The 22,638-nt window shown below is 66.0% G+C and carries 19 protein-coding genes and 1 pseudogene; 12 read left to right on the top strand and 8 right to left on the bottom strand.

Translation table 11 applies throughout. The features are described from left to right. A pseudogene (locus WKW82_RS31215) lies at positions 1-198 on the bottom strand (tripartite tricarboxylate transporter substrate binding protein); the annotation flags it as partial. 380 nt (positions 199-578) lie between these two features. Here WKW82_RS31215 and WKW82_RS31220 point away from each other — a divergent pair. The 5 genes from WKW82_RS31220 (at position 579) to WKW82_RS31240 (ending at position 7,828) form a co-directional block, all read left to right on the top strand. Beyond that, the gene (locus tag WKW82_RS31220) at positions 579-1,937 is read left to right on the top strand and encodes a TAXI family TRAP transporter solute-binding subunit (protein ID WP_340346675.1); all 1,359 of its coding nucleotides are present in this window, start codon (positions 579-581) and stop codon (positions 1,935-1,937) included. A 203-nt stretch (positions 1,938-2,140) separates the two neighbouring features. Continuing rightward, positions 2,141-3,163, top strand: a complete 1,023-nt coding sequence (locus tag WKW82_RS31225; protein ID WP_340346676.1) for an alpha/beta hydrolase — start codon at positions 2,141-2,143, stop codon at positions 3,161-3,163. A 155-nt stretch (positions 3,164-3,318) separates the two neighbouring features. Then, the gene (locus WKW82_RS31230; RefSeq protein WP_340346677.1) at positions 3,319-4,287 is read left to right on the top strand and encodes a PQQ-dependent sugar dehydrogenase; all 969 of its coding nucleotides are present in this window, start codon (positions 3,319-3,321) and stop codon (positions 4,285-4,287) included. A 244-nt stretch (positions 4,288-4,531) separates the two neighbouring features. Beyond that, the gene (locus WKW82_RS31235; protein ID WP_340346678.1) at positions 4,532-6,928 is read left to right on the top strand and encodes a membrane-bound PQQ-dependent dehydrogenase, glucose/quinate/shikimate family; all 2,397 of its coding nucleotides are present in this window, start codon (positions 4,532-4,534) and stop codon (positions 6,926-6,928) included. Between the two features lie 135 nt (positions 6,929-7,063). Further along, entirely contained in the window at positions 7,064-7,828 is a 765-nt protein-coding gene (locus WKW82_RS31240; RefSeq protein ID WP_340346679.1) for an SDR family NAD(P)-dependent oxidoreductase, read from the top strand. 28 nt (positions 7,829-7,856) lie between these two features. Here WKW82_RS31240 and WKW82_RS31245 read toward each other — a convergent pair whose 3' ends face one another. From WKW82_RS31245 to WKW82_RS31270, 6 genes are all read right to left on the bottom strand, one after another. Beyond that, complete coding sequence (locus WKW82_RS31245) at positions 7,857-9,464, bottom strand: GMC family oxidoreductase (RefSeq protein WP_340346680.1); 1,608 nt, start codon at positions 9,462-9,464, stop codon at positions 7,857-7,859. A gap of 183 nt (positions 9,465-9,647) precedes the next feature. Further along, positions 9,648-10,685, bottom strand: coding sequence for an amidohydrolase family protein (locus tag WKW82_RS31250; protein WP_340346682.1), 1,038 nt, complete (start codon positions 10,683-10,685; stop codon positions 9,648-9,650). A 58-nt stretch (positions 10,686-10,743) separates the two neighbouring features. Further along, on the bottom strand, positions 10,744-11,436 hold the full coding sequence (locus tag WKW82_RS31255; RefSeq protein WP_340346683.1) for an ABC transporter ATP-binding protein: 693 nt from the start codon (positions 11,434-11,436) through the stop codon (positions 10,744-10,746). Positions 11,437-11,438: 2 nt separating this feature from the next. Further along, positions 11,439-12,212, bottom strand: coding sequence for an ABC transporter ATP-binding protein (locus WKW82_RS31260; RefSeq protein WP_340346684.1), 774 nt, complete (start codon positions 12,210-12,212; stop codon positions 11,439-11,441). Beyond that, entirely contained in the window at positions 12,209-13,204 is a 996-nt protein-coding gene (locus WKW82_RS31265) for a branched-chain amino acid ABC transporter permease (RefSeq protein ID WP_340346685.1), read from the bottom strand. Before WKW82_RS31265 ends, WKW82_RS31260 begins: the two co-directional genes overlap by 4 nt. Position 13,205: 1 nt before the next feature. After that, positions 13,206-14,072: a branched-chain amino acid ABC transporter permease gene (locus tag WKW82_RS31270; protein ID WP_340346686.1), complete on the bottom strand. Its 867-nt coding sequence runs from the start codon at positions 14,070-14,072 to the stop codon at positions 13,206-13,208. 380 nt (positions 14,073-14,452) lie between these two features. On the opposite strand from WKW82_RS31270, the gene WKW82_RS31275 reads away from it, so the two are divergent. The 7 genes from WKW82_RS31275 (at position 14,453) to WKW82_RS31305 (ending at position 21,699) form a co-directional block, all read left to right on the top strand. After that, the gene (locus tag WKW82_RS31275) at positions 14,453-15,643 is read left to right on the top strand and encodes an ABC transporter substrate-binding protein (RefSeq protein WP_340346688.1); all 1,191 of its coding nucleotides are present in this window, start codon (positions 14,453-14,455) and stop codon (positions 15,641-15,643) included. Between the two features lie 52 nt (positions 15,644-15,695). Next, a complete protein-coding gene (locus WKW82_RS31280; RefSeq protein ID WP_340346690.1) occupies positions 15,696-16,574 on the top strand; it encodes an SDR family NAD(P)-dependent oxidoreductase in 879 nt (292 codons plus the stop codon). A gap of 24 nt (positions 16,575-16,598) precedes the next feature. After that, positions 16,599-17,996, top strand: a complete 1,398-nt coding sequence (gene leuC, locus WKW82_RS31285) for a 3-isopropylmalate dehydratase large subunit (protein ID WP_340346691.1) — start codon at positions 16,599-16,601, stop codon at positions 17,994-17,996. Between the two features lies 1 nt (position 17,997). Next, entirely contained in the window at positions 17,998-18,618 is a 621-nt protein-coding gene (leuD, locus tag WKW82_RS31290) for a 3-isopropylmalate dehydratase small subunit (RefSeq protein ID WP_340346692.1), read from the top strand. A 43-nt stretch (positions 18,619-18,661) separates the two neighbouring features. Further along, positions 18,662-19,216, top strand: coding sequence for a carboxymuconolactone decarboxylase family protein (locus WKW82_RS31295; protein WP_340346693.1), 555 nt, complete (start codon positions 18,662-18,664; stop codon positions 19,214-19,216). A 211-nt stretch (positions 19,217-19,427) separates the two neighbouring features. Further along, positions 19,428-20,702, top strand: a complete 1,275-nt coding sequence (locus WKW82_RS31300) for a CaiB/BaiF CoA transferase family protein (RefSeq protein WP_340346694.1) — start codon at positions 19,428-19,430, stop codon at positions 20,700-20,702. 22 nt (positions 20,703-20,724) lie between these two features. After that, on the top strand, positions 20,725-21,699 hold the full coding sequence (locus tag WKW82_RS31305; RefSeq protein ID WP_340346695.1) for a Bug family tripartite tricarboxylate transporter substrate binding protein: 975 nt from the start codon (positions 20,725-20,727) through the stop codon (positions 21,697-21,699). Between the two features lie 112 nt (positions 21,700-21,811). On the opposite strand, the gene WKW82_RS31310 is transcribed toward WKW82_RS31305, so the two are convergent. After that, positions 21,812-22,609, bottom strand: coding sequence for a shikimate dehydrogenase family protein (locus tag WKW82_RS31310; protein ID WP_340346696.1), 798 nt, complete (start codon positions 22,607-22,609; stop codon positions 21,812-21,814). Positions 22,610-22,638: the final 29 nt, after the last annotated feature.

The following is a 22,638-nucleotide window of genomic DNA, read 5'->3' on the forward strand; positions in this document are numbered from 1 at the left end:
CTTGCGCGAGAGCTTCTCGGCCACCACGCGGGCAATCGTGTCCGGTGCGCCGCCCGTCGGATAGGGCGTGACCAGGCGGACGGTGCGCGTCGGCCACTTGGCGGCGTCCTGTGCCTGGGCTGCCGGGCCCCAGGCGGCCAAGGTCATGGCGGAGAGGGCGAACAATGCGGCGCGCCGCTTGAGATGAGATGTCGTCATGGCGTTGGCTCCTGGAGTTGCGATAGGTTGTTTGCACCAAGCCGTGCGGTGATTGCTTGCTTGGGATGAGCAACGATATTCGGCTTGCCCGTCGGCAGGCATGCTTCAATTGCGCGTGCGGTATGAATGTCGTTCGCCGCCGATCGATGATCGCGCGTTGTTCGGGACTACCACTACGCAGATGCTGGCTACGAGTCCGCTTCCAGTCAGCCTCATGTCCACGCTGATGAGATTGGGTCATAGGCCCTTCCCACTGGCGAGAGGAACTGCGGGCGCCTCTGCAGATAGACTGCCTTGAGCGGGCGCGATCGGCTGCAGCGAGTGAATAGTGCGGTCGTCCATGTCGTCGACTTCGCACGCCAACCCCGAAGGTAAAGCAGATGCGGCACTTGCCCTGGAAGCCCTCGGCCATTTCGATACTGTGGGCGATCGTCGTGGTCGGCGTGCTGTGCATCGTCTATCGCCTGGTGGACCCCTTGCCTCCGCGCCAGTTCACCATTGCGGCCGGCATTCCCGGGACCACCTACGACGTCTACGCCAGGAAGTACGCTGCCATCCTCGCGCGCGATGGTGTCGACCTGAAGGTTCGGAACTATCCGAGTGCGATACAGCACTTCGTTGCGTTGCGCGACAGCACGTCGGGCGTCCAGGCAGCCTTGACGAACTTCAGCTTCACGCAACCGGGCGATGCAGCCATCCTGCAATCGCTCGGAGGCATCTCCGACACGCCGATCTTCATCTTCTTCAAGGGGGCCGAGCCGTTGGAGCGCCTTGCCCAGCTCCGGGGAAAGCGAATTGCCATCGGCCTGCCCGGGTCGGCCCTGCGCGCGCTGATGCTCGATGTGTTGCGTGCCACGGGCGCGTGGGACGACTCCATCCACCTTGCGGACCTCGACTACAGCGACGCCTTGCAGGCATTGAAAGCCGGAACGCTCGACGTGGCGATGATCCCGGCGCAGATCGATGATCCGGTGGTTCGGAGCGCGCTGGACGCCGCCGACCTTCAACTGATGAACGCCGCCCAGGCCGATGCCGTTGCCAAGACGGTACCGGGCCTGAAGCACGTCGTCCTGTCGCGAGGCCTCATCAGCCTGAGCCGCGACATTCCGAGTGCCGACGTGGACATGCTGGCCCTGCACAACCGCCTGCTGGTTCGCAACGACCTTCATCCCGCGCTGCAATACCTGCTGCTGCGTGCGATGCGCGAGGTGCATGGTGGGCCGGGGCCCTTCAATCGCCTGGGCGAGTTTCCGGCCGAGCAGTCCGGCGACCTGCCGCTCTCGCCGACGGCGGAGGCCTTCTATCGAAGCGGGCCGAGCCTCTGGCAGCAGTACACGTCGTTCTGGCTATCGTCGCTGCTCAACCGGATCGGCTTCTTCGTGATCCCGATTCTTGCGACCCTGATTCCGTTGCTGGGCGTCGCGCCGAGGATCTACAAGTGGCTGCATCTTCGGCCGGTGGGTCGCTGGCATCGAGGACTCACGGATCTCGAGCGGGATGTGAGGCTGCGTCACGACGATGTGCAATGGGAAGAGCTCAGCAGCAGGGTTGCCGAGGCGGACGCCGAGATCGGCAAGCTTCGACTTCCGCGCGCCTACGAGTCCGAACTGCACCTGCTTCGTTTGCACCTGCGCTCGGTGCAGGACCTCCTGGCTGAGAACGCGCCTCTGGCGGGAAGGTCCGTGAAGAGACCCCTGAGGAGGCAGGGCCCGAACAGAAGCCATCGCATGCTGTCCTGAAGCCCGTGGCCGAGACGGGGCCTGTCGTTCGATGGCGCGCGCGTCGACTGATGCATGGAGGTCATAGGTGCATGCGGAATGGGGCATCTAGTCCTGGAAGGCGCGAGCGCCTAAATTTCACTGAACAGACGTTGCTGGCTTCATCCACCTGTATCAGGCCGCGGAGCCACTTCGATTCGCATCAACTTCGGAGGCTCAGTGATATGTCGATTGTGAAACGCACCGCCGCCTCGGCGGCCATCCTGCTCTCCCTCGCTTCAGCAGCGCCTGAAGCCGGCGCCCGCAGCGTGGCGGAGGGCGCGAACACCGTGGGCGCCGTGAAGGTCTCGTTCAAGAACCGCGCGATCACGATGGTGGGCCATCTCTACACCCCGCCCAACTACGATCGGAACAGGAAGTACCCCGCGGTGGTCGTGACCCATCCATGGGGCGGCGTGAAGGAGCAGACCGCCGGCCTGTACGCGCAGAAGCTGGCTGAGAAGGGCTTCGTGACCTTGGCGTTTGACGCCTCCCACTACGGAGAGAGCGGGGGAGAGCCGCGCGACCTGGAGAACCCCGCGGACCGTGTCCAGGACATCCGCAGCGCGATCGGGTATCTCAGCAATCTACCCCAGGTGGATCCCAAGCGCATCGGCGCGCTGGGCATCTGCGCCGGTGGCGGCTACACGCTCGACGAGGTGCAGACCGACCTTCGCGTAAAGGCGGTCGCGGGTGTCGTGAGCTACGACATCGGCGCCGCAACGAGGGAAGGCATCGAAGGCGTTCCGGTCTCAGCGCAGGATCGCCTCGACCTCCTCGCCAGCGTCGACCGCCAACTCAACAAGGAGGCCGGTGGCGAACCCGTCCTGGTCGAGCAACTCATTCCGGGACGCGACAAGTGGACCGATGCCACACCGGGCTTCTTTCGCGAAGCCTACGACTACTACCTGACGCCGCGGGGCGCGCATCCGGGCGCGCGCAACCGTTATGTGGTGACGAGCCCTGGCTTGCACATGGCGTACTTCCCGTTCTCGCAAATGGACGCGATTTCGCCCCGGCCGCTGCTGCTGATCGCAGGCAGCAAGGCCGAGACGCTCAAGTTCAGCCAGGATGCGTTTGACAACGCGAAGCAGCCCAAGGAGCTGATGGTGATCCCGGGCGCCTCGCACTTCGATCTGTATGACAAGCCGCAGTACGTGACGCCGGCGGTGGCAAAGCTGGCCGAGTTCTTCGGCAGGAACCTGTAGGGCATTGCCCGCGGCGCGCCATGTCAAGAGCAGGGCACAAGGCAATGGGCAAGGGGACGCGGCTGTACCTCGTCGGGTGGCTCTGTGCGATTGCCGCCTGCCTGCCTGTCGCCGCGGTTGCACAGGTTCTAGGCAGCGACAGGCCGCTGCAACGGATGACCACCCCGGACTGGTCTGTGGAGGTCGTTGCGAAGGGTCTCGTCTATCCGTGGGACATCGAGCGATCGGGCAAGCAACTGCTGATCACTGAAGCTGCCGGCAACATCGTCACGATCGAGAACGGCCGGCTCACACGGCACGCGCTCAAGACCTCGGATCCGGTTGCGCGGGAGGGCGGCGCAGGCCTGCTCGGCATGGCCCTTGCCAAGGACTTCCGGCAGAGCGGCGTCGCCTACGTGTACCACTCGTACCGCTCTGATGCAGGTCTCGCCAACAAGGTGATCGAGGCGCGCTTCGACGGCAACGCGTGGCGAGAGACACGTGTGCTGCTTGCGGGCATCCCCGGCCACCGCCTCTACAACGGCGGCCGGGTGGTCATCGGGCCCGACGGCCTGCTCTACGTCACGACCGGCTGGACCGAGAGCCGCGAGCGACCGCAGGACCTGCGCAGCATGGCGGGCAAGGTCTTGCGCATGACGCTCGATGGCCAGGTGCCGAAGGACAATCCGTTCCCGGGCTCCCTTGTGTATTCCTACGGCCATCGCAATCCGCAAGGCCTGGCCTGGAATGCGCAAGGCGTGCTGTTCGTGGTCGAGCATGGCCAGTCGGGTCATGACGAAATCAACATCGTCAAGCCAGGTGCCAACTACGGTTGGCCATTGGTCGAGGGCAGCGCGAAGCGCACAGGCATGGAAGCCGCATGGCTCGAATCGGGCAGCGACACCTGGGCGCCATCGGGTGCCGCCTTTGCAGGAAACGACCTGCTCGTCGCGGCGCTGGGTGCGCGTGGGGTCTACATCGCGGATGACGCGAGCAAGTCACTGAAGCCGCTGTTCAGTTCGAACGATCGCATTCGCGACGTGCTGCCGGCGGGGCGGGATCTCTACGTGATCACGACGAATCGCTCGCCCCGTGCCGAAGGTCCTTCCGAGGACCGGCTGCTGAGGCTGTCGCCCCGTCGCTGAAGGCTGGTCACTGCGCCCGACTTGCGCGGCGGCATTCATGAGCTCTCATCATGGGGGCATGCGGCCCCGGGGGCTTTTTCCGCTTCGTCCCTGCGTCTCCAATGGAGGTCATGCTCGCCGGAGGATTGCGCGCGACGTGCGAGCACGGCGCTCCTGCGCAGACCTTCCTCACCTTCACCGCGGATCGGTTGGATGGACCGTCATCGATCCGCATCTTTTTTCAGAGTCCCAACACCCGATGGCAATGAACACCCTTTCGAATGACGACGAACCGACCGCAATGCGCTGGCTGAAGCGTGGCTACGCGACGCTGCTGATCATCGTCGGCGTGGCGCTTGCGGGCGCAGGGGCCATGCTCGTCAGCGACGGCGGGTCGCTCTACTACCTGCTGGCCGGCCTCGTGTTCGGCATCAGCGGCCTCCTGGTCTGGCGCCGCAATGGACTCGCGCCCTGGCTCTACGGCGCCATGCTCATCGCAACGCTGACCTGGGCCATCTACGAGGTTCGTTTCGATGCCTGGGGGCTCGTGGCGCGGCTTGCAGCCCCGGTCGTGCTGGGCCTGCCGATGTTGCTCCCGTCGCTGCGAATTCCCCGGCGCCACTCGACACCATCACGGCGTTGGACCAACGCGCGTGTGCTCGCCGGCGCGCTGATCCTTGCGCCGCTTGTCGGCCTCGGCCTGCAAAACCTGGGCCCGGAGCTGCCTATCGATCCGCTGTGGGAACGCGGCGCGACCGCCGCGCCCCGGCGACTTGCGCAACCTTTGGCGCAGGCGACGGACACCGACTGGAAGCACTACGGCAACGATCAGGGCGGCACACGGTTCAGCCCGCTCACCGAGGTCACGACGCAGAACGTCGACAAGCTCGAGGTGGCCTGGGAGGCCGATGTCGGCCCCTTTGAAGGCGTGCGTGGCAGTTTGCAGACCACGCCGATCAACATCGGCGACGCCCTCTATGTCTGCAACGGGCACAACGCGGTGATCGCACTCGATGCGGAGACCGGTCGCGAACGATGGCGCTATGTCATGGAGGGCCTGCCGTCGGGCAAACCGTGTCGCGGCGTGTCGTACTACCGGGTGCCGCAGGCGAAGGGCGCGTGCGCCGAGCGCATCCTGGCGACCAGCCAGACGCCGGAACTGTTTGCGCTCGATGCCGCCACGGGCCAGCCCTGTGCCGGCTTTGGCGAAGGTGGCCGGGTCAAGCTGCTGGAAGGGCTCGGCGATGTGCCTGCCGGCTACCACTACGTGAGTTCGGCGCCGCAGGTCGTGCGCGGCAAGGTGGTGTTCGGCGGGGCCATCATGGACGGGCAGTACTGGGGCGAGCCCTCGGGCGTCGTTCGTGCCTTCGACGCCGTGACCGGCCAGTTGGCCTGGGCCTTCGACGCTGGCCGGCCGGAGCGCCGTGGTGCCCCGCCGCCCGGCGAGAGCTACACCGCGGCTACACCGAACAGTTGGGCGCCCATCAGCGCCGACGAGGCGCTGGGCCTGGTCTACCTGCCGATGGGCAATGCCACGCCGGACTTCTACGGCGCGCAACGGCGGCCCTTCGACGACGATGTCGCCAGTTCGGTGATTGCGCTCGATGCCGACACCGGCCAGCGCCGCTGGCGCTTCCAGACGCTGCACCATGACATCTGGGACTACGACGTGCCCTCGCAGCCGACGCTGGTCGACCTGCCGACTTCCACGGGCGTGCGCCGCGCGCTGATCCAGCCGACCAAGCGCGGCGAGATCTTCGTGATCGACCGCGAGACCGGCGAGCCGATCAAGACCGTCGACGAGCGCCCGGTGCCGCGCGAAGGCGCATTGCCCGGCGAGCGGCTGTCCCCCACCCAACCGTTCTCGACCGGCATGCCTTCGTTTCGTGGCGCCCGGCTGCGCGAGGCCGACATGTGGGGCCTGACGCCGTTCGACCAGCTGGCGTGCCGCATCCTCTTCAAACGGGCCAACTACGACGGCACCCTGACGCCGGTGTCGCTGGATCGCACGACGATCTTCGATCCTGGCTATTCAGGCGGCATCAACTGGGGCAGCGTGTCGATCGATGTGGACCGCGGCATCATGATGGTCAACTGGATGCGCTTGCCGAGCATCGTCGAGGTCTTTTCGCGCCAAGAGGCCGAGAGGCGTGGCCTGCAGCGCTTCGACGGCACCAGGGGGCAGGGCGCACCCGCAGCGCCGCAGGAGAACACGCCCTACGCCGCGAGGAACGCGCAGTTCCTGTCCCCGCTCGGTGTACCGTGCAGTGCGCCGCCCTGGGGCTTGATCACGGCGGTGGACCTGCAGAGCGGCCAGGCCATCTGGAGCAAGCCGCTCGGCACCGGCCGGGACAGCGGACCGCTGGGCCTGCGCACGCACCTGCCTTTCACGATGGGGGTGCCGAACAGCGGGGGCACGGTGACCACGCGCGGTGGCCTGACCTTCATCGGGGCCAGCGTGGACAGCATGTTCCGCGCGTTCGACACCGCAACCGGAGAGGTGCTCTGGCAGGCGGACCTGCCGGGGGCCGGGATGGCGACACCGATGAGCTATCGATCGCCGGCCAGCGGACGGCAGTTCGTCGTCATCGCCGCCGGTGGGCGGGCCGCGCTGAAGACTCGCCTCAGCACCAGGATCGTCGCCTATGCGCTGCCGAAGTGAGCATGCCGGCACAGGGTCGCAAGCGGGGGCGCATTGATGAATCCGGCTTCTGGGTCCTTGCGCAATAGCGCCTTTTTCCACGGATGAACAAGACCTACAGTTCCTCATTCGCCGCTTTCGGCGTGGAGATACATGGTGAACATTTCATTTGAGAACAAGGTGGCGCTGGTGACCGGCGCCGGATCCGGCCTGGGGCTTGCAACCGCGCGCGCATTCGCCGCATCGGGTGCAGCCGTGGTGCTCGCGGACTGGGACGAGGCTTCGGTGCATGCGGCGGCCGCGCAGTTGACGAGCGAGGGCCACAAGGCCCTCGGCCTGCGGTGCGACGTATCGGACGATGCCGCGGTCGAAGACTTGGTGGCGCAGACGGTGGCGCGCTTCGGTCGGCTCGATGCGGCGTACAACAACGCGGGCGTCCAGAACGCATTGGCCGAGACGGCCGACGCGACGCGAGAGGACTTCGACCGCGTGACGTCCGTCAATCTGCGCGGCGTCTGGAGCTGCATGAAGTTCGAACTGCAGCAGATGCGCAAGCAGGGCAGCGGCGCCATCGTCAATTGCTCCTCGCTCGGAGGACTCGTGGGCGGCGCGGAGCGCGGCACCTACCACGCCGCCAAGCACGGCGTGCTGGGCCTGACGAAGAGCGGGGCGCTCGAATACGCCGCACGAGGCATCCGCATCAACGCGATCTGCCCGGGATTGATCTGGACGTCGATGGCCGAACAGATGGCCGCCTCCGGCCAGGCCGACGCGCTCGATGCGATGCTCAAGAGCGTGCCGATGGCGCGCTACGGCCGTCCCGAGGAAATCGCGGACATGGTGCTGTTCCTCTGCAGCGAAGCGTCGAGCTACGTGACCGGCCAGTCGATCTCGGTGGACGGCGGCTTCGTGATGCGCTGAGACTCCGGTTCGGAGTCTCTCTCAGCACCTAACGCGCCTTCGCGTCGGCCAGGATCAGATCGGCGGCCTTTTCCCCGATCATGATGGACGGCGCATTGGTGTTGCCCGCGGTGACGGTTGGCATGATCGACGCGTCCGCAACGCGCAACCGGCCCACGCCGCGCACGCGCAGCCGTTCATCCACCACTGCCATGTCGTCATTGCCCATCTTGCAGGAGCCGGCCGGATGGAAGGCGCAGTTGCCTTCGCGCCGCAGGTAGTCCAGGAGCTGCTCGTCGGTCACCGCGGCGGCGCCCGGTGTCAGCTCCTCGATCACACGCGCAGCAAGTGGCTGGGAGGCGAGGATCGAGCGGATCATGCGCAGGCCCGAGATCATTGCCCGCACGTCCGCAGGGTCCGCGAGGAAGTTGGGCACGAAGGCCGGCGGCTCCAGCGGATCGCGCGAGCGCAGCCGCACTTCGCCGCGCGAGGCCGGGCGCGTGTTGTAGACCGACGCGCTGATGGCGTCGATGCCGTCGATCTCGACCTTGCCGTTCGGATAGTGCGTGAACGTCATCGGCCGGAAGCTGATCTCGAGGTCGGAGTATTCGATCTCGGGCGAACTCTTCACGAAGGCTGCGGCCATCGACGAGGCGAGGGCGAGGTAGCCGCCCTTCGTCGCCACGTAGCGAACGCCCTCGGCGTACTTGCGCCAGCCGGCCAGTGCGCTGTTGTAGGAGCTCTCTGGTGTCGATCGCGCCTGCACCCGGGCCACGAAATGATCCTGAAGGTTGCGGCCGACGCCGGGCAGGTCCACCTTCGTCTCGATGGCATGGGCATGCAGCGCTTCGCCATCGCCGATGCCCGAGAGCATCAGCACCTGTGGTGAATTGAGCGCACCGGCCGAGACGATGACTTCGCGTGTGGCGCCGAAGGTGCGCACCTGGCTGCCTTGCAGGACCTCGACGCCGACGGCCTCGCCCTTGTCCAGGATCACGCGGCGGACGTGCACGCGAGATTCGACGACGAGGTTGGGCCGGTTGCGCACCGGCGCGATGTAGGCCTCGTAGGCCGACTGTCGGATGCCGTTGCGGATGCTTGCCGGGAGGAAGCCGACGGATTCCGGTTCGGTGCCGTTCGGCATCTCGACGTGCGGCACGCCGATGCGTCGCGCGGCCTCGATGAAGTCGACCGCGGTCGGATGCTTGACGGCGGGTTCGGTGACGGACACCGGACCGTCGTTGCCAAGCATGGAGTTGGAGAGGGAACCGTAGTTCTCCAGGCGCTTGAAGTAGGGCAGCACATCGTTCCAGCCCCAGCCCGGGTTGCCCAGGTCGCGCCAGTGATCGAAGTCGCGCGAATTGCCGCGCACGTACACCATGCCGTTGATGGCGCCGCTGCCGCCCAGCGCCTTGCCGCGCGGAAAGTAGACGCGGCGGTCGTTCAGGGTCGGCACGGGCTCGGTGAAGTAGCCCCAGTTGTAGCGCTTGTTCTTGAAAAGCTTCGCCATCCCCGCCGGGGTGCGGATCCAGAATTCGTTGGCCGGTGGTCCGGCTTCGAGCAGGAGGACCCTTGTTGCGGGGTCGTCGGAAAGGCGTCGTGCCACCGCGCAGCCGGCGGAACCGGCCCCGACGATGATGTAGTCAAAGTTCTGCAAATCTGCCTCGCTTGGTGTCTGGTCGTCAGCGTATCAATGGATGTCTTCAGTGCAATAAGCGCGCCCGTGCGGTTTGCCTGTGAAGCATCGGCGAGGCGATCCCGCAGTTGCGCACGATGCGCACAGCCTCGACCGATTGGTAGACAGTCGTGTCCTCTGGGACGACATGGAAAGGCCAAGCGGTCACGTCACGCTCGATGGCAACTCGATGCGATAGACCCGTGCCGCCGTGCCATGGAAGAGGGCCGCCTTGTCATCCGGGGAAGCGCCGCGCACGATGTGCTTCAACGCATTCCAGGCCGGCACGAATCCGGCGGAACGGGCGTCCGGTGGGTAGTTGCTTTCCATCATGCAGCGCTCGACGCCGAACGCCTCGATCGCGGTCTCGACAAAGGGACGCCAGAGCGTGGCGAGTTCCTGGTAGCCGATCAGGTCCTGGCGTTCCTCGAGCCGAAAACCCCAGAAGGGCATGCCCAGGCCACCGACCTTGCACTGCACGCGGGGCCGACGCGCGAGCTCGAACATCAGTGCGCGATGCTGCCGGAAGACCTCCGCCGCTTCTTCTTCACCCATGTCCATCGCCATGGCATGACCACAATGATTGAGCACGATCGCCGCATCGGGAAAGGCATCGGCAAGATCGATCACGTCTCGCAGCTGATGATGGAACACGGCCGCATCGAAGCTCAGCTCCCGCTCGACCAGGTGCCTGAAGGCCGGGCGGAAGCCGGGGCTTCGCATCACGCCGCTGGGTGGACGCACCGGGATGAACCGGTAGGGCGCGTCGGTCGGGTCTTCGATGGCCACCTGCCGAACGCCGCGGAAGCGCTCGGGGGCGGCCTGCATTGCGCGATCGAGCAACTCCGCGACCGCATCCCCGAGCCGCAGGTCGGCATGGCCGACGATGGCGGCGCAGACGCGGATGTCGCCGTAACGTCCGCTCGCGCACATGGCGCCGACGCCGTTCGCGAACTCGATCTCGCCGAGGGGGCGAAGCACGTCCGGCCCGTCAACGCGCGCGAAGGCCATCGTCTCGATATACACGCTCGCCACGATGCGATGGCCTGCCTGGGCATCCTCCAGGTAGTCGTCGAGCAGGTAGCGTTGCGTCGGTCGGTCGTACAGGTGGTGGTGCGCGTCGATGATCGCGAGGTCCGGATCGAGGATCGGTTCGTCGCGGCCCGCGAACAGTTGAGGGTGGGTACTTGGGGCGGTCTTCATGGACTCGGGGGCGCGCAGGGCATCGGCGGATTCTGCCGGGCGCGCGGGGCGACCGTTCTCAGAGATATTCCTCCGCCAGCGCAACATCGCGGATCTCGTCCACGGTGCCGCTGCGGCGCACTTCGCCGCCGCGGATCACGTAGGCGCGGTCGACCAGCTTGAGCGCGGGGCGGGCCATCTGCTCGGTCATGAGGATGGTGGTACCGCGGCGCTGCAGTTCACGGATGGCGTCGCTGATGTGGCCAATCCACACGGGTGCCAGGCCGAGGAAGGGCTCGTCGAGGAGCAGCAGTTTGGGCATGGTGCTGACCGCACGCGCGATGGCGACGATCTGCTGCTGGCCGCCGCTCAACTGGTTGGCCGGTTGGTTGGCGCGCTCGCGCAGCAATGGAAAGGTGTCCTGGATCCATTCGAGGTTGGCCTTCGCCTCCGCCATTGGCGTCCCCAGGGTGCCGGAGAGCACGTTCTCGGTCACCGTCAGCGACCGGAACACGCGACGGCCTTCGGGCGAGTAGCCGATGCCCAGCCGCGCGCGCACCGGGCAGGACGTCCCCGCGAGATCCTTGCCGTCGAACACGATGCGGCCCGAAGCGGCCGGCACAAGCCCGATCACCGCATTGATCAGGCTGGACTTGCCGGCGCCGTTCGAACCGACGAGCAGCACGGATTCCCCCTGCCGAACCTCGATGGAGACCTTGTTCAGGGCTTCGATGCCGCCGTAGCGGACGCTGAGATTTTCGATGGTGAGCATGTTCAATCCTCGCTGGCGCCCAGATAGGCATCGATGACTTCGCGACGGGACAGGACTTCGGCCGGCGGCCCCTCGGCCAGCAGCCGGCCGGCCTCCAGCACCAGGATGCGCGGGCACAGCCGCTTCACGAGATCCATGTCATGTTCGACGATCAGCACGCCGCAGCCGAGCTTCGTACGCGCATGCTCGATGAAGCGATCCACCTGCGTGCGTTCGCGTCGCTCCAGGCCCGCGGCGGGTTCGTCCAACAGAAGAAAGCGCGGGCGGGCGGACAGCACCATGACCAACCCCAGCATCTTCTGCAGGCCATAGGGCAGCTTGTCGCTCGGCTCGTCCAGATGCGACGACAGGCCGAATTCGTCGAGGAGCGCGTCGATCCCGAGATCCCCGCCGCCGTGAACCGCCCCGAAACGCTGTGCGCGAAACAGGTTCTCCTCGACGCTGACGCTGCGGAAGGTGTTCGTCTGTTGGAAGCTGCGCGCGACGCCAAGGCGCGCCAGCGCATGGAACGGCATGGCTGTGATGTCGCGATCGCCGAGGTAGATGCGCCCCGCGGTCGGCGCCAGCATGCCGCAGATCACGTTGATCAACGTGGTCTTGCCGGCGCCGTTCGGGCCGATCACGCCCAGCACGCCGCCTTGCTCGACTTCGAACGAGATGTTGTCGAAGACCTTCAGTCCGCCGAACTGCTTGGTCACGCCGTCCAGGCGCAGCTTTTGTACCCCTTGGCGTGCGGTGTGCGTCGCGACGGGGGAGGGGGCGAGTACCGAGCTCATGCGCGGCCCTCCTTGACGACCGGCGTGATCGTGGGTTGAATCCGCGTCTTCCGACGCTCGCTGAATTTCAGGAACAGGCCGACGATCCCGTTCGGCGCGCCCATCATCACGACCAGCAGCAACACGCCATAGAGCCCCGCGGAGAGGTTGGCGTAGCTACTGAAGATGTTCGTCATGAAGATGAGCAGGTAGCTGCCGACGACCATGCCGAGCATGGTGCCGCGACCGCCGACGAAGGCGTAGGCGATGTAGTTGTTGACCGACCACGAAGCGAATGAACTCGGATGCGCGGTGGCCAGCATGTTCACGAGCGCGAATCCGGCGAGACCGGACACACCCGCCGACGCGACGAAGCCGATCGTCCGGTACTTCCACACCGCGACGCCAAGGCTCTCCGCCAGCGTCTCGTTCTCTTCGATGGAGGTGAATTCGGCCCGGAAGCGCTGGGTTACCGCCAGGGTGCAGATCGTTGCCACGATGCAGACCGAGACCGTCACGACCACGAGCATCGAGGGCGAGCCCAGGCTCATGCCGAAAAGCGTGGCTGCGGGCACCGCGGGAATCCCGTCCGAGCCACCTGTCAATGTCGGCGTCTCGAAGAGCACGAGTTGCAGGATCTCGTTGAACAGGAAGGTGACGAAGATGAAGTAGATGCCCTTGAGGCGCAGCACCAGTGCGCCCAGCGGTATCGCGAACAACGCGGGAACGATGAAGGCGACACCCATGAGCAGGAGCAGTTCGCTCATTCCCGCCTTGGCGAACATCGCGGCCGCATAGCCGCCAATGGCCATGAAGGCGGGCACGGTGAACGACAGGAGCCCCATGCGCAGCATCACGTAGACCGCCATGGCGGCACTCACGCCGATGGCCGCCTGGTAGGCAAGCGAGTTGTAGAAGGGCTCGTTCGTGACCAGCGGCACGACGAGCAGTGGAAGCAGCAGCGCCAGGCCGCAGAGGTCGAGCTTGAAGTCGCGGCGACGATTCGAGGTCATGTCAGGCCTTCCGTGCAACGGTGCCGAGCAAACCCTGCGGGCGAACCAGCAGGATCAGCATCACAAGGATGAAGAGTGCGAGCGCGCCGAGCGAGCCGCCGAAGTAGACGCTGGTATAGGCTTCGACCAGGCCGACGATGAAAGCGGCCAGCACGGCGCCTGAGACGCTGCCGAGGCCGCCCAGGATGACGATCACGAAGGCCTTGCCGAGCACGCCTTCGCCGCTGGTGGGTTCGAGCGAGAGCATCGGCGTGACCAGTGCACCCGTGAGGCCTGCCAGCGCCGTGGCGATCGCGAAGGCCATCGGGAACATCCGGGCCGGCGTGATGCCCTGCGCCTTGGCCACCGGGCCGTCATCGGCCATGGCACGCAGCGCGATGCCGTAGCGCGTCTTGAACACGAGGTAGTAGACCGCCGAGATCGCCGCGGCGCACACCGCGAACACGATCAGGTTGGCATAGGGCACGTAGTAGCCACCACCGCGCAGCGAGCCCGAGATCGGAAACTTGAAGTCGACCGGCTCCGCGCCATAGGCCATCGTGATGCCGGTGGTCATGATCTGATAGATGCCGAGCGTGATCAGCATCGTGGCCAGGTGATCGACCACGTACTTCTCGACGAACAGTGTCTCGATCACGTAGCCGAGCACACCGGTCGCGAGTGTCGCAAGCAGCACGGCGGGCACATAGGGCATGCCAAGCGAATGCGACAACGAGAAGGCGAAGTAGCCGCCCAGGACGTAGAAGCCGCCGTGCGCGAAGTTGACGACGCCCATGATGCCGAAGATGAGCGTGAAGCCGATGCTGATGAGCGCGTACTGCGTGCCCAGGGTCACGCCGATCACGCCGGTGGAGACGATGCTTTCCATGAGGGTTTTCGCCTAGAGGTTGGAGGTGGTGGGCGCGCGGGATGCCTCGGCGTGCCGCGACGAATCGGAGGTTCCGCAATCAAGGCATGGACTGCCTGGGACTGTGGCAAAGAGGCTGGGTTTCATGGTCTGGTCTCCGTCATTTGTCTTGTTGCGGTCGACCAATCTGCAACACCCGTGCCATCGGCGCACCCTGTGTTTGGCGCGCCGGCGTGTCTTCATTGAAGACAAAAGTGTCCCGCCAGGTGCCCGGATGGCGTCGCCGAAGGCACGCGCTGGCGTGCGCAGACATGCTTTCACTGGGCAAGCCGTGGGTCTGACAACTGGCACTGCATTTGCTGATGCATGGTTGATCGACAACACGACATGGAGACACGCAGATGACATTGAATTTTCTGAACAAGGCACGAACCGCGGCCGCACCCGTCCTGCTGATGGGCCTGTGCCTGACCGGCCTGCCCGCATTCGCGCAGGATTGCGAGATCAAGCTCGGTACCGTGGGCCCGATGACCGGCGGTGGCGCGAGCTGGGGCTTGTCCGAGAAGGCAGGCGTCGAGTTCGAAGCCGCCTATGTCAATGCCAACGGCGGCGTCCAGGTGGGCAATCGCAAGTGCAAGGTGAAGGTCGTCGCGGTCGACGGCCTGTCGACCGTGGCCGGCGGCGCGGCTGCATCGAACTACTTCGCCAGCGAGAAGGTCTTTGCGATCAATGGTCCCGTGCTGTCCACCGAGATCACCGGCTTCAAGCCGGTGAGCAAGCGCAACAACCAGGTCAACTTCGCGACGGGCTTTGCCAAGGACGTCATCGGACCCGACTTCCCGCTGGCCTTCCACAAGATCCAGTCGCCTCCCGCCTGGGGGCCCCTGGTGGCGAAGACGGCCAAGGAACGCTTCAAGCTGAAGTCGGCGGTCGTGCTCGGCCCCAATGACCAGGGCGGCACCGACGCGGGCACCCAGCTCGCGAAGATCTACAACGACACCGGCGTGAAGACCGGCACCGAGTGGTACCAGCGCGGCACGACCAACTTCGGCCCGATTGCCACCCGGATCATGAACATGAACGTCGACGCCGTGGATGTGACGACGATGCCGCCTGGCGAGGCCGGCATCCTGATCAAGCAGTTGCTGGAAGCAGGGTACCCGGGCGTGTTTGCGCGACTCGGCGCGGGCGGTGACGTCGTCATCAAGAATTCTGGCGGCATCGAGAAGGTCAAGAATTTCTACTGGTTCGACCACGTTCCCACCGAGAATCCGGCCATCAAGAAGCTGACGGCCGATTTCGAGCGGCTCATGAAGGCGCCGGTCCCCGACAACGCGCTCGTCTTCAACGCGCAACTGGCCGCCGAGACCATGCTCAAGGCCATCTCGCTCGCGGGGACCGACCAGGACGGGGAGAAGATTGCCGTCGAACTGCGCAAGCTGACCCCCGATTCGCGCTACCTTGGCAAGGCCGGCTGGCGCGGCAAGGGGCAATACGGCATCAACCAGGAATTTTCCTTCCCGGTCGGCTTCAACTACATCCAGGATGGCAAGGTGGGTGCCCAGGTGAAGCTCGACATCCCTGCCGAGTAAGCATCAACCTTTGGTGATGCCACGTGAACATTCAAGCAACAGGAGTGACGACATGACAGAGACCACCCAATCCGAAGCCCCGGTCGACAACCGACCGCTGGACTGGATGCGACGGTCGACGATCGAGGGCTTCGCCGCGCTCATCGTCGGCGGCGGCAGCGGCATGGGTGCGGCGACCGCCCGGACCTTTGCCGCCAATGGCGGGCTTGTGATGGTGGCCGACCTGCGCAGCGAGCATGCCGAGCGGGTGGCCGCCGAAGTGGTGGCGAACGGCGGCAAGGCCATCGCGATCGCGATGGACGTGTCGAACCCGCAGGACATCGAGCGGGCCGTGAAGGCGACGGTCGACGCCTACGGGCGCCTGGACGTGCTGATCAATGCGGCGACCTGGAGCCAGAACGCACTGCTCGAGGACGTCGACATGGCGGACTGGGCCAATGCCTTCCAGACCAATGTCCATGGCCCGCTGCTGCTGGCACGGGCGTGCCTGCCGTACCTGCGCAAGAGCCCGGCACCGGCGATCGTCCACGTGGCCTCGCTGGCCGGTGTGGTGGGCTATGCGCGCAAGTCGGCCTACGGGCCGACGAAGGGCGCCCTGATCACGCTGAGCCGCCAGATGGCCCTGGAGTGGGCAGTGGACAACATCCGGGTCAACGTCGTGATCCCGGGCACCATCGATTCGCCGTTGGCGCGCAAGATGATCAAGCCGGAGGTGCTGGCGGATCGGCAACGAACGATTCCTCTGGGCCGCCTCGGCTTCCCGAGTGAAATGGCGGACTTGGCGGTGTTTTTGGCCTCGCCGGCAGCGTCGTTCATCACGGGGCAGGCGATCAATTGCTGCGGAGGGTTCTCGATCAATTCGTTCGTGGTCCCTGCGGGCATGACCGAGACGCTGCGCGAAGTTCGCCAGCGCGAGGCCAGCGAATCCTAGTTGGTGGCTGAACATCCGCCCACCATGCCCAAGACCCTCTACCAAAAGATCTGGGATGCCCATGTCATCCTCGAAGGTGAGGGCGGGCAAACGCTGCTGCACGTGGCGCGACACTTGGCCCACGATGGTTCCAATCATGCGTTCGCCTTCCTGCAGGAGCGCGGCCTGAGTGTGCGCCGTCCGGATCAGGTGTTCGCCTCGCCGGATCACGGCGTGTCTTCCCGCAGCCACGATCTCGCTTCGATCACCGATCCCGACCAGCGTCGCGTCGTCGAGCAGCTGGCGCAGAACACCCGCAAGTACGGCATCGTGCACTTCGCGCTGGACGATCCGCGGCAAGGCATTGCGCACGTGGTCGGCCCCGAGCAGGGCATCACCCAGCCCGGCATGGTGCTGGTGTGCGGTGACTCCCACACCTCCACGCATGGCGCGCTGGGCGCACTGGCGTTCGGCATGGGCGCCAGTGACATCCTGCATGTGCTGGCCACGCAGGCGACCTGGCAGCGCCGGGCCAGGACGATGCGCATCACGGTGGAGGGTGCGATGCCCGCCGGTGTCACCGCCAAGGACGTGACGCTCGCCATCACCGCGCGCCTCGGCGCCAACGGCGCGACGGGGCACGTGATCGAGTACGCCGGCTCGACCGTGCGTGCGATGTCGATCGAGGAGCGGCTGACGCTGTGCAACATGGCGATCGAGGCGGGCGCCCGCGCCGGCATGGTCGCGCCCGACGAGACGACCTACGCCTACCTGAAGGGACGGCCGTTCGCCCCGCAGGGCGCCGCCTGGGACAAGGCGCTGGCCTACTGGCGCACGCTGCCGTCGGACAGCGACGCTGTGTTCGACAAGGAAATCACCCTGGACGCCACCGCGCTCGCGCCGATGGTCACCTGGGGCAACAGCCCGAGCGACGGATTGCCGGTTGATGGACACGTGCCCGATCCGAAGCTTGAACCGGATGCCGAGCGCCGCGCCTCCATGCTGCGAGCACTCGACTACATGGGTCTCGAGCCAGGCATGGCATTGACCGACATCCAGGTCGACCAGGTCTTCATCGGCTCCTGCGCCAACGCGCGCATCGAGGACCTGCGGGCGGCGTCGAGCATCGTCAAGGGGCGATATGTAGTGGTGCCCTCGCTCGTGGTGCCAGGGTCGACGCAGGTCAAGCTTGCGGCCGAGGCGGAAGGACTCGATCGCATCTTTCTGGACGCGGGCTTCAGGTGGGGCGAAGCGGGCTGCTCGATGTGTGTCGCCATGAACGGCGACACGGTCGGGCCGGGCAAGCGCTGCATCTCGACCTCGAACCGCAACTTCGTCGGGCGGCAGGGCGCGGGAAGCCGGACGCACCTGGCCAGCCCGGCCATGGCGGCGGCGGCGGCGCTTACCGGCCGCATCACCGACGTGAGAAAGCTGGAGAGCTGAGATGGATCCCTTTGTCGTTCTCGAAGACGTGGCGGTTCCGCTCGACAAGTCGGATGTCGATACCGACCAGATCCTGCCTGCGCGCTACATGCGACGGCCGCGCAAGGAGGGGTACGACCAGTTCCTGTTCCGTGATCTGCGCTTTCGCGAGGATGGCAGCGAGAACCCGGATTTCATCCTCAACCAGCCGCCGTATCGGCAGGCGCGAATCCTTGTCGCCGACCGCAACTTCGGCGGTGGCTCGAGCCGCGAGCAGGCGCCCTGGGGCCTGCTCGACTACGGCATCCGATGCGTGATCGCCTCGGACTTCGGTGACATCTTCAATGTCAACGCGCTCAAGAGCGGCCTGCTGCCGGTGCAACTCGACATCGCGATCTGCAACAGGCTGCGCCAGCAATTGCACGAACGGCCGGGCACGAAGCTGCGCATCGATCTGCCTGCCCAGCTCGTGACCGGCCCCGATCGCGCCACCTATGCCTTCCGCATCGATGCGTTCCGCAAGCGCTGCCTGCTCGAAGGCCTGGACGACGTAGGACTCACGCTGCGCCAGGAGGCCGAGCTGAGCGCATTCGAGCAGGCCTACCGCGAGAAATTCGACTGGCTATTCACCGAGCGCGGCTGATTGCGGCGCTTCACCTTCACCCATTACGCACGAGTACAAGACCATGCCATTCTTCAAATCCCTCCCCGAGAACGCCGGACCTCCCGCGGTATTCACCAAGAATCCAGAGCTGTATGGCCCCTGGTCCACCATGAGCCAGACCATGATGAACGGGCCGTCACCGCTGAGCCAAGGCGAACGCGAGTTGATCCTCGGCTACGCGGCGGCCGTGGCGGGCTGCAAGTTCGTCCATGTGGCGCACTCCGAAGTGGCCTACGCATGGGGTATCGAGAACGGCCTGATCGAGCGCCTGCTCGAGAACCCCGATGCCGACATCGCCGACGCGCGCCTCAAGCCGCTGCTGGCCTTCGTGCGCAAGCTCACGCTCACCCCTTCCGACATGACCCAGGCTGACGCCGACGCGGTGTTTGCGGCGGGCTGGGACGAGCAGGCGTTGCACGATGCGATCGCCGTGACGGCGCGCGCGGCCTTCATGCAGCGGCTCGTCGAGGGTCATGGCTTCATCCCGATGTCGCGCGAGGCAGCAGTCAAGCGCGCCAAGGAGCGCATCGAGCACGGCTACGTCAACCTCTACGCGGCCTTCCGGAAGAAGGCCTGACGCAACGGCCCGCGTGTGCACGATGACGACAGGCAAAGACAACTGTCCGCGTCGAACACAACAAGGCAGCCAAAAGGACGCGGGAATGGCCCCCGGAGGCCGGCGAAAGGGCCTCCAGGGGCTTGAATGCGCCCGGGAAGGCCAATGGCGCCACTGGCACACGACTTGCGCTTTCAGCCCGATCTGCCGACCACTTACCCGACGACACACCATGACCAGCCAACTTGAAACCGACTTTCCCGAATATCGCCCGCGTCCCGCCGGAGCCGAACTGGCACTGCAGGGCATCCGCGTGGTCGACTTCACGCACTTCATCGCCGGCCCCTTTGCCACGATGATCCTGGCCGACATGGGCGCGGAGGTCGTCAAGGTCGAGTCGCCGGGAAAGGGCGATGACTTCCGGCAGTATCCGCCGATGGTGGCGGAGTTTGGCGGCGGCGCCCCGTTCATCTGGACCAACCGCAACAAGCGAAGCATCGCGCTGGACCTCAAGTCACCCGAGGGTGTCGCGCTGGCGCGCGAGCTCGTGGCGAAGGCCGACGTCGTCGTCGAGAACTTCTCCACCGGCGTCATCGAGCGCCTGGGCCTCGGCTACGACACGCTACGCGAAAGCAACCCCAAGCTGATCTTCTGTTCGGTCTCCGCGTACGGGCGCAAGGGCGCCTTTGCCGATCGATCAGGCTTCGACCCGATCGCCCAGGCTGAAAGCGGCTTCGTCTCGATGAACGGCTACACCGATCGCGAAGGCGTGCGTGCCCTGGCGCCGGTGATGGACATCAGCACGGCCATGATGGCCTGCAACGCGATCCTGGGCGCCCTGGTGGCGCGTGGACGGACCGGCAAGGGCCAGTCGATCGAGGTCGCGCTGTTCGACAACGCCTTCCTCATGACCGGCTACGCGCCGCTGCAGCAGATCTTCACGGGCAACGAGCCGCGCCGGCCCGGCAACACCAGCCCGGACACCTGCCCCTCGGGCGTGTTCAAGTCGACCGACCATTCCTTCTTCATCAACTGCGGCAACACACAGATCTTCCAGCGACTCATGACGCAGGTGGTCGAGTTGCCGGAAGTGGCGGCAGATCCGGCCTATGCGACCAACAAGGACCGCGTGGCCAAGCGCGAGACGCTCTTCGCGCTGCTGCAGGAGGCCTTCGAGAAGCAGCCGTGGGCCCATTGGCAGGCGCGCATGCGCGCGGCCGGCGTCCCCTGCGGCGAATTGCGCACGGTCGGCGAGGCGATCCGCTCGCCCGAGGCGCGCGAGCGCGAGATCGTCACGCGCGTGGCCCATCCCGAACTCGGCTGGGTGCCGAACGTGGCGCTGCCGATCCGCTACTCCAGCACCCCGCTGGCAGACCCGGTGCTTGCGCCGCGCGTCGGGGAGCACACGGACCAGGTGCTGGCCCAGTGGCTCGGCCACGACAGCGCGCGCATCGAGGAACTGGCCCAGGCCGGCGCCTTCGGTGCGGCAGCCAAGGTGGCCGCATAGGCGTCGGCTCGAGAGGAGACACATGACAAACCGCAGACAGGTGCTTTCGCTGTCGCTGCTCGCGCTGGCCGGCGTCGCATCGGCCGAGGCGCAGACGCCACCCTATCCCTCGCGTCCGATCACGATCGTGGCACCCTTTCCGGCTGGCGGCGGGGCCGACGTGGTCGCCCGCATCATCTCCGACCGGTTGCGCGAGTCGTTGGGCCAGCCGGTCATCATCGACAACCGCGTGGGCGCCGCCGGATCGATCGGCACCACCATGGTGGCGCGCGCGCCGGCCGACGGCTACACGCTGCTGATCGCCAGCCAGTCGCATACGGCGAACCCCAGCCTCTACGCAAAGCTGCCCTGGGATCCGATCAAGAGCTTCGCGCCCATCGTGCTGGTGGGTGTGATTCCCAATGTGGTGGCGGTCTCCGCCTCGTCGCCCTACAAGACGCTGGCCGATTTCGTGGCCTATGCGAAGACGAAGCAGGGGCAGGTCAACTACGGGTCCGCGGGCATCGGCACCTCGATCCACCTCACGGCGGAGATGCTCAAGCAGGCGGCACAGATCAATCTCACGCACATTCCCTACAAGAGCGACTCCGAGTCGTATGCCGCGCTGCGCGCCGGTGACATCGCGATGGCACCGCTTGGGCTCGCGTTTGCCAAGGCTCACATCGACTCCGGGGAACTGCGAGCCCTCGCGGTCACGACGCCCAAGCGCTCGCGCCTGCTGCCCAACGTGCCGACCGCGGCCGAGAGCGGCTTCCCCGCCTTCGACGTGCGGCCGTGGTATGCCTTCCTGGCGCCCACCGGCACACCGCCGGCGGTGGTGGCCAAGCTCAACGCGGCCATCACCGAAGCGATGAAGACGCCGGCCGTGCAAGCCAAGCTGCTCGACCTGGGCCTCGACCTCGATCCCGGCACGCCCGAGGCACTGACGCAGTTCCTGCAGGCCGATGCCTCGCGCTGGGACAAGGTGATCAAGCAGGCGGGCATTCGTCTCGAGTGAGCCGCCAAGGCGCTGGCCGCACCGTTTGCCGCTGGCGCTTCATGTGGCATCCCCCACGCAAAAAGCGCGTCCTGCCAGGCAAGACGCGCTTGTTGCGTTGGGAGGGGTGGGGTCAGTTCTTGTGGAGCATGAAGTCCAGCATGATGTCCTGTACGGCCTCGACCATCTGGTCACCATCGGCCGTCTTACAGCCCACCGCTTGCGCTGCAGCGAGGAAGGGCGTCACGCCGTGTCCGGCGATGACGTCGCCGACGAACATTGTGCCGGCGAGCAGGTGCGCGGCCACCGGCAGCGGATCGCCATCGGCCATCCCCATGGGCGTCGCGTTGCAGACCATGTCGCAGCCGGTCGGATCTGCCGGCCCTGCCGAGACGCGGCCCCGACCGAGTTCGGAGACCAGTTCGAGCAGCTTGTTGGTGCGTGCCTCGGAGGTGTCGTGAATGATCAGCTCGCGCACACCGGCGTCGAGCAGCGCGATGGCGATGGCGCTGCCCGCGCCGCCGGCGCCCAGCAGAAGCACGCGTGCCCCATCGGGCTTGGCACCGGCATCCTTCTGCGCCTTGACGAAGGCGAGGCCGTCGAGCATGTCACCGTGCCAGGTGCCATCCGCGTTGCGACGAATCACGCTCACGACGCCGAGCATCCTGGCGGTCTCGGAAGCTGTCGCGCAGTAGGCGAAGGCGGTGAACTTGTGCGGCATCGTGACCAGCAGGCCATCGACGTTGGGCGTGTGCGTGAAGGCGCGCATCGCGACCTCCAGGTCGGCGTCCGCCACCTGCATGGGAAAGCAGATGCCGTTGTGGCCGCGCGCAGCGAAGCCGGTCGTCAATCGCTTGGGCGATTGAACGTATCGGATCGGGTCGCCGAAGATGGGAAACAGTCGGCTCTCGCCGCTCAAATGATCCAGCATGTGTGTTCTCGTTGTTGCTCGGGTTCGAG

It is taken from the genome of Variovorax rhizosphaerae (genome assembly GCF_037889975.1).
Taxonomy (GTDB): Bacteria; Pseudomonadota; Gammaproteobacteria; order Burkholderiales; family Burkholderiaceae_C; genus Variovorax; species Variovorax rhizosphaerae.

Excerpts from the sequence above, each read along its gene's own strand:
- WKW82_RS31300 (WP_340346694.1), top strand. The coding sequence starts at position 19,428 with ATGACCAGCCAACTTGAAACCGACTTTCCCGAATATCGCCCGCGTCCC.
- WKW82_RS31250 (WP_340346682.1), bottom strand. The coding sequence starts at position 10,685 with ATGAAGACCGCCCCAAGTACCCACCCTCAACTGTTCGCGGGCCGCGAC.
- WKW82_RS31280 (WP_340346690.1), top strand. The coding sequence starts at position 15,696 with ATGACAGAGACCACCCAATCCGAAGCCCCGGTCGACAACCGACCGCTG.
- leuD (WP_340346692.1), top strand. The coding sequence starts at position 17,998 with ATGGATCCCTTTGTCGTTCTCGAAGACGTGGCGGTTCCGCTCGACAAG.
- WKW82_RS31255 (WP_340346683.1), bottom strand. The coding sequence starts at position 11,436 with ATGCTCACCATCGAAAATCTCAGCGTCCGCTACGGCGGCATCGAAGCC.
- WKW82_RS31235 (WP_340346678.1), top strand. The coding sequence starts at position 4,532 with ATGAACACCCTTTCGAATGACGACGAACCGACCGCAATGCGCTGGCTG.
- WKW82_RS31230 (WP_340346677.1), top strand. The coding sequence starts at position 3,319 with ATGACCACCCCGGACTGGTCTGTGGAGGTCGTTGCGAAGGGTCTCGTC.
- WKW82_RS31295 (WP_340346693.1), top strand. The coding sequence starts at position 18,662 with ATGCCATTCTTCAAATCCCTCCCCGAGAACGCCGGACCTCCCGCGGTA.
- WKW82_RS31265 (WP_340346685.1), bottom strand. The coding sequence starts at position 13,204 with ATGACCTCGAATCGTCGCCGCGACTTCAAGCTCGACCTCTGCGGCCTG.
- WKW82_RS31225 (WP_340346676.1), top strand. The coding sequence starts at position 2,141 with ATGTCGATTGTGAAACGCACCGCCGCCTCGGCGGCCATCCTGCTCTCC.
- WKW82_RS31275 (WP_340346688.1), top strand. The coding sequence starts at position 14,453 with ATGACATTGAATTTTCTGAACAAGGCACGAACCGCGGCCGCACCCGTC.
- WKW82_RS31305 (WP_340346695.1), top strand. The coding sequence starts at position 20,725 with ATGACAAACCGCAGACAGGTGCTTTCGCTGTCGCTGCTCGCGCTGGCC.
- WKW82_RS31270 (WP_340346686.1), bottom strand. The coding sequence starts at position 14,072 with ATGGAAAGCATCGTCTCCACCGGCGTGATCGGCGTGACCCTGGGCACG.
- leuC (WP_340346691.1), top strand. The coding sequence starts at position 16,599 with ATGCCCAAGACCCTCTACCAAAAGATCTGGGATGCCCATGTCATCCTC.
- WKW82_RS31220 (WP_340346675.1), top strand. The coding sequence starts at position 579 with ATGCGGCACTTGCCCTGGAAGCCCTCGGCCATTTCGATACTGTGGGCG.
- WKW82_RS31260 (WP_340346684.1), bottom strand. The coding sequence starts at position 12,212 with ATGAGCTCGGTACTCGCCCCCTCCCCCGTCGCGACGCACACCGCACGC.
- WKW82_RS31310 (WP_340346696.1), bottom strand. The coding sequence starts at position 22,609 with ATGCTGGATCATTTGAGCGGCGAGAGCCGACTGTTTCCCATCTTCGGC.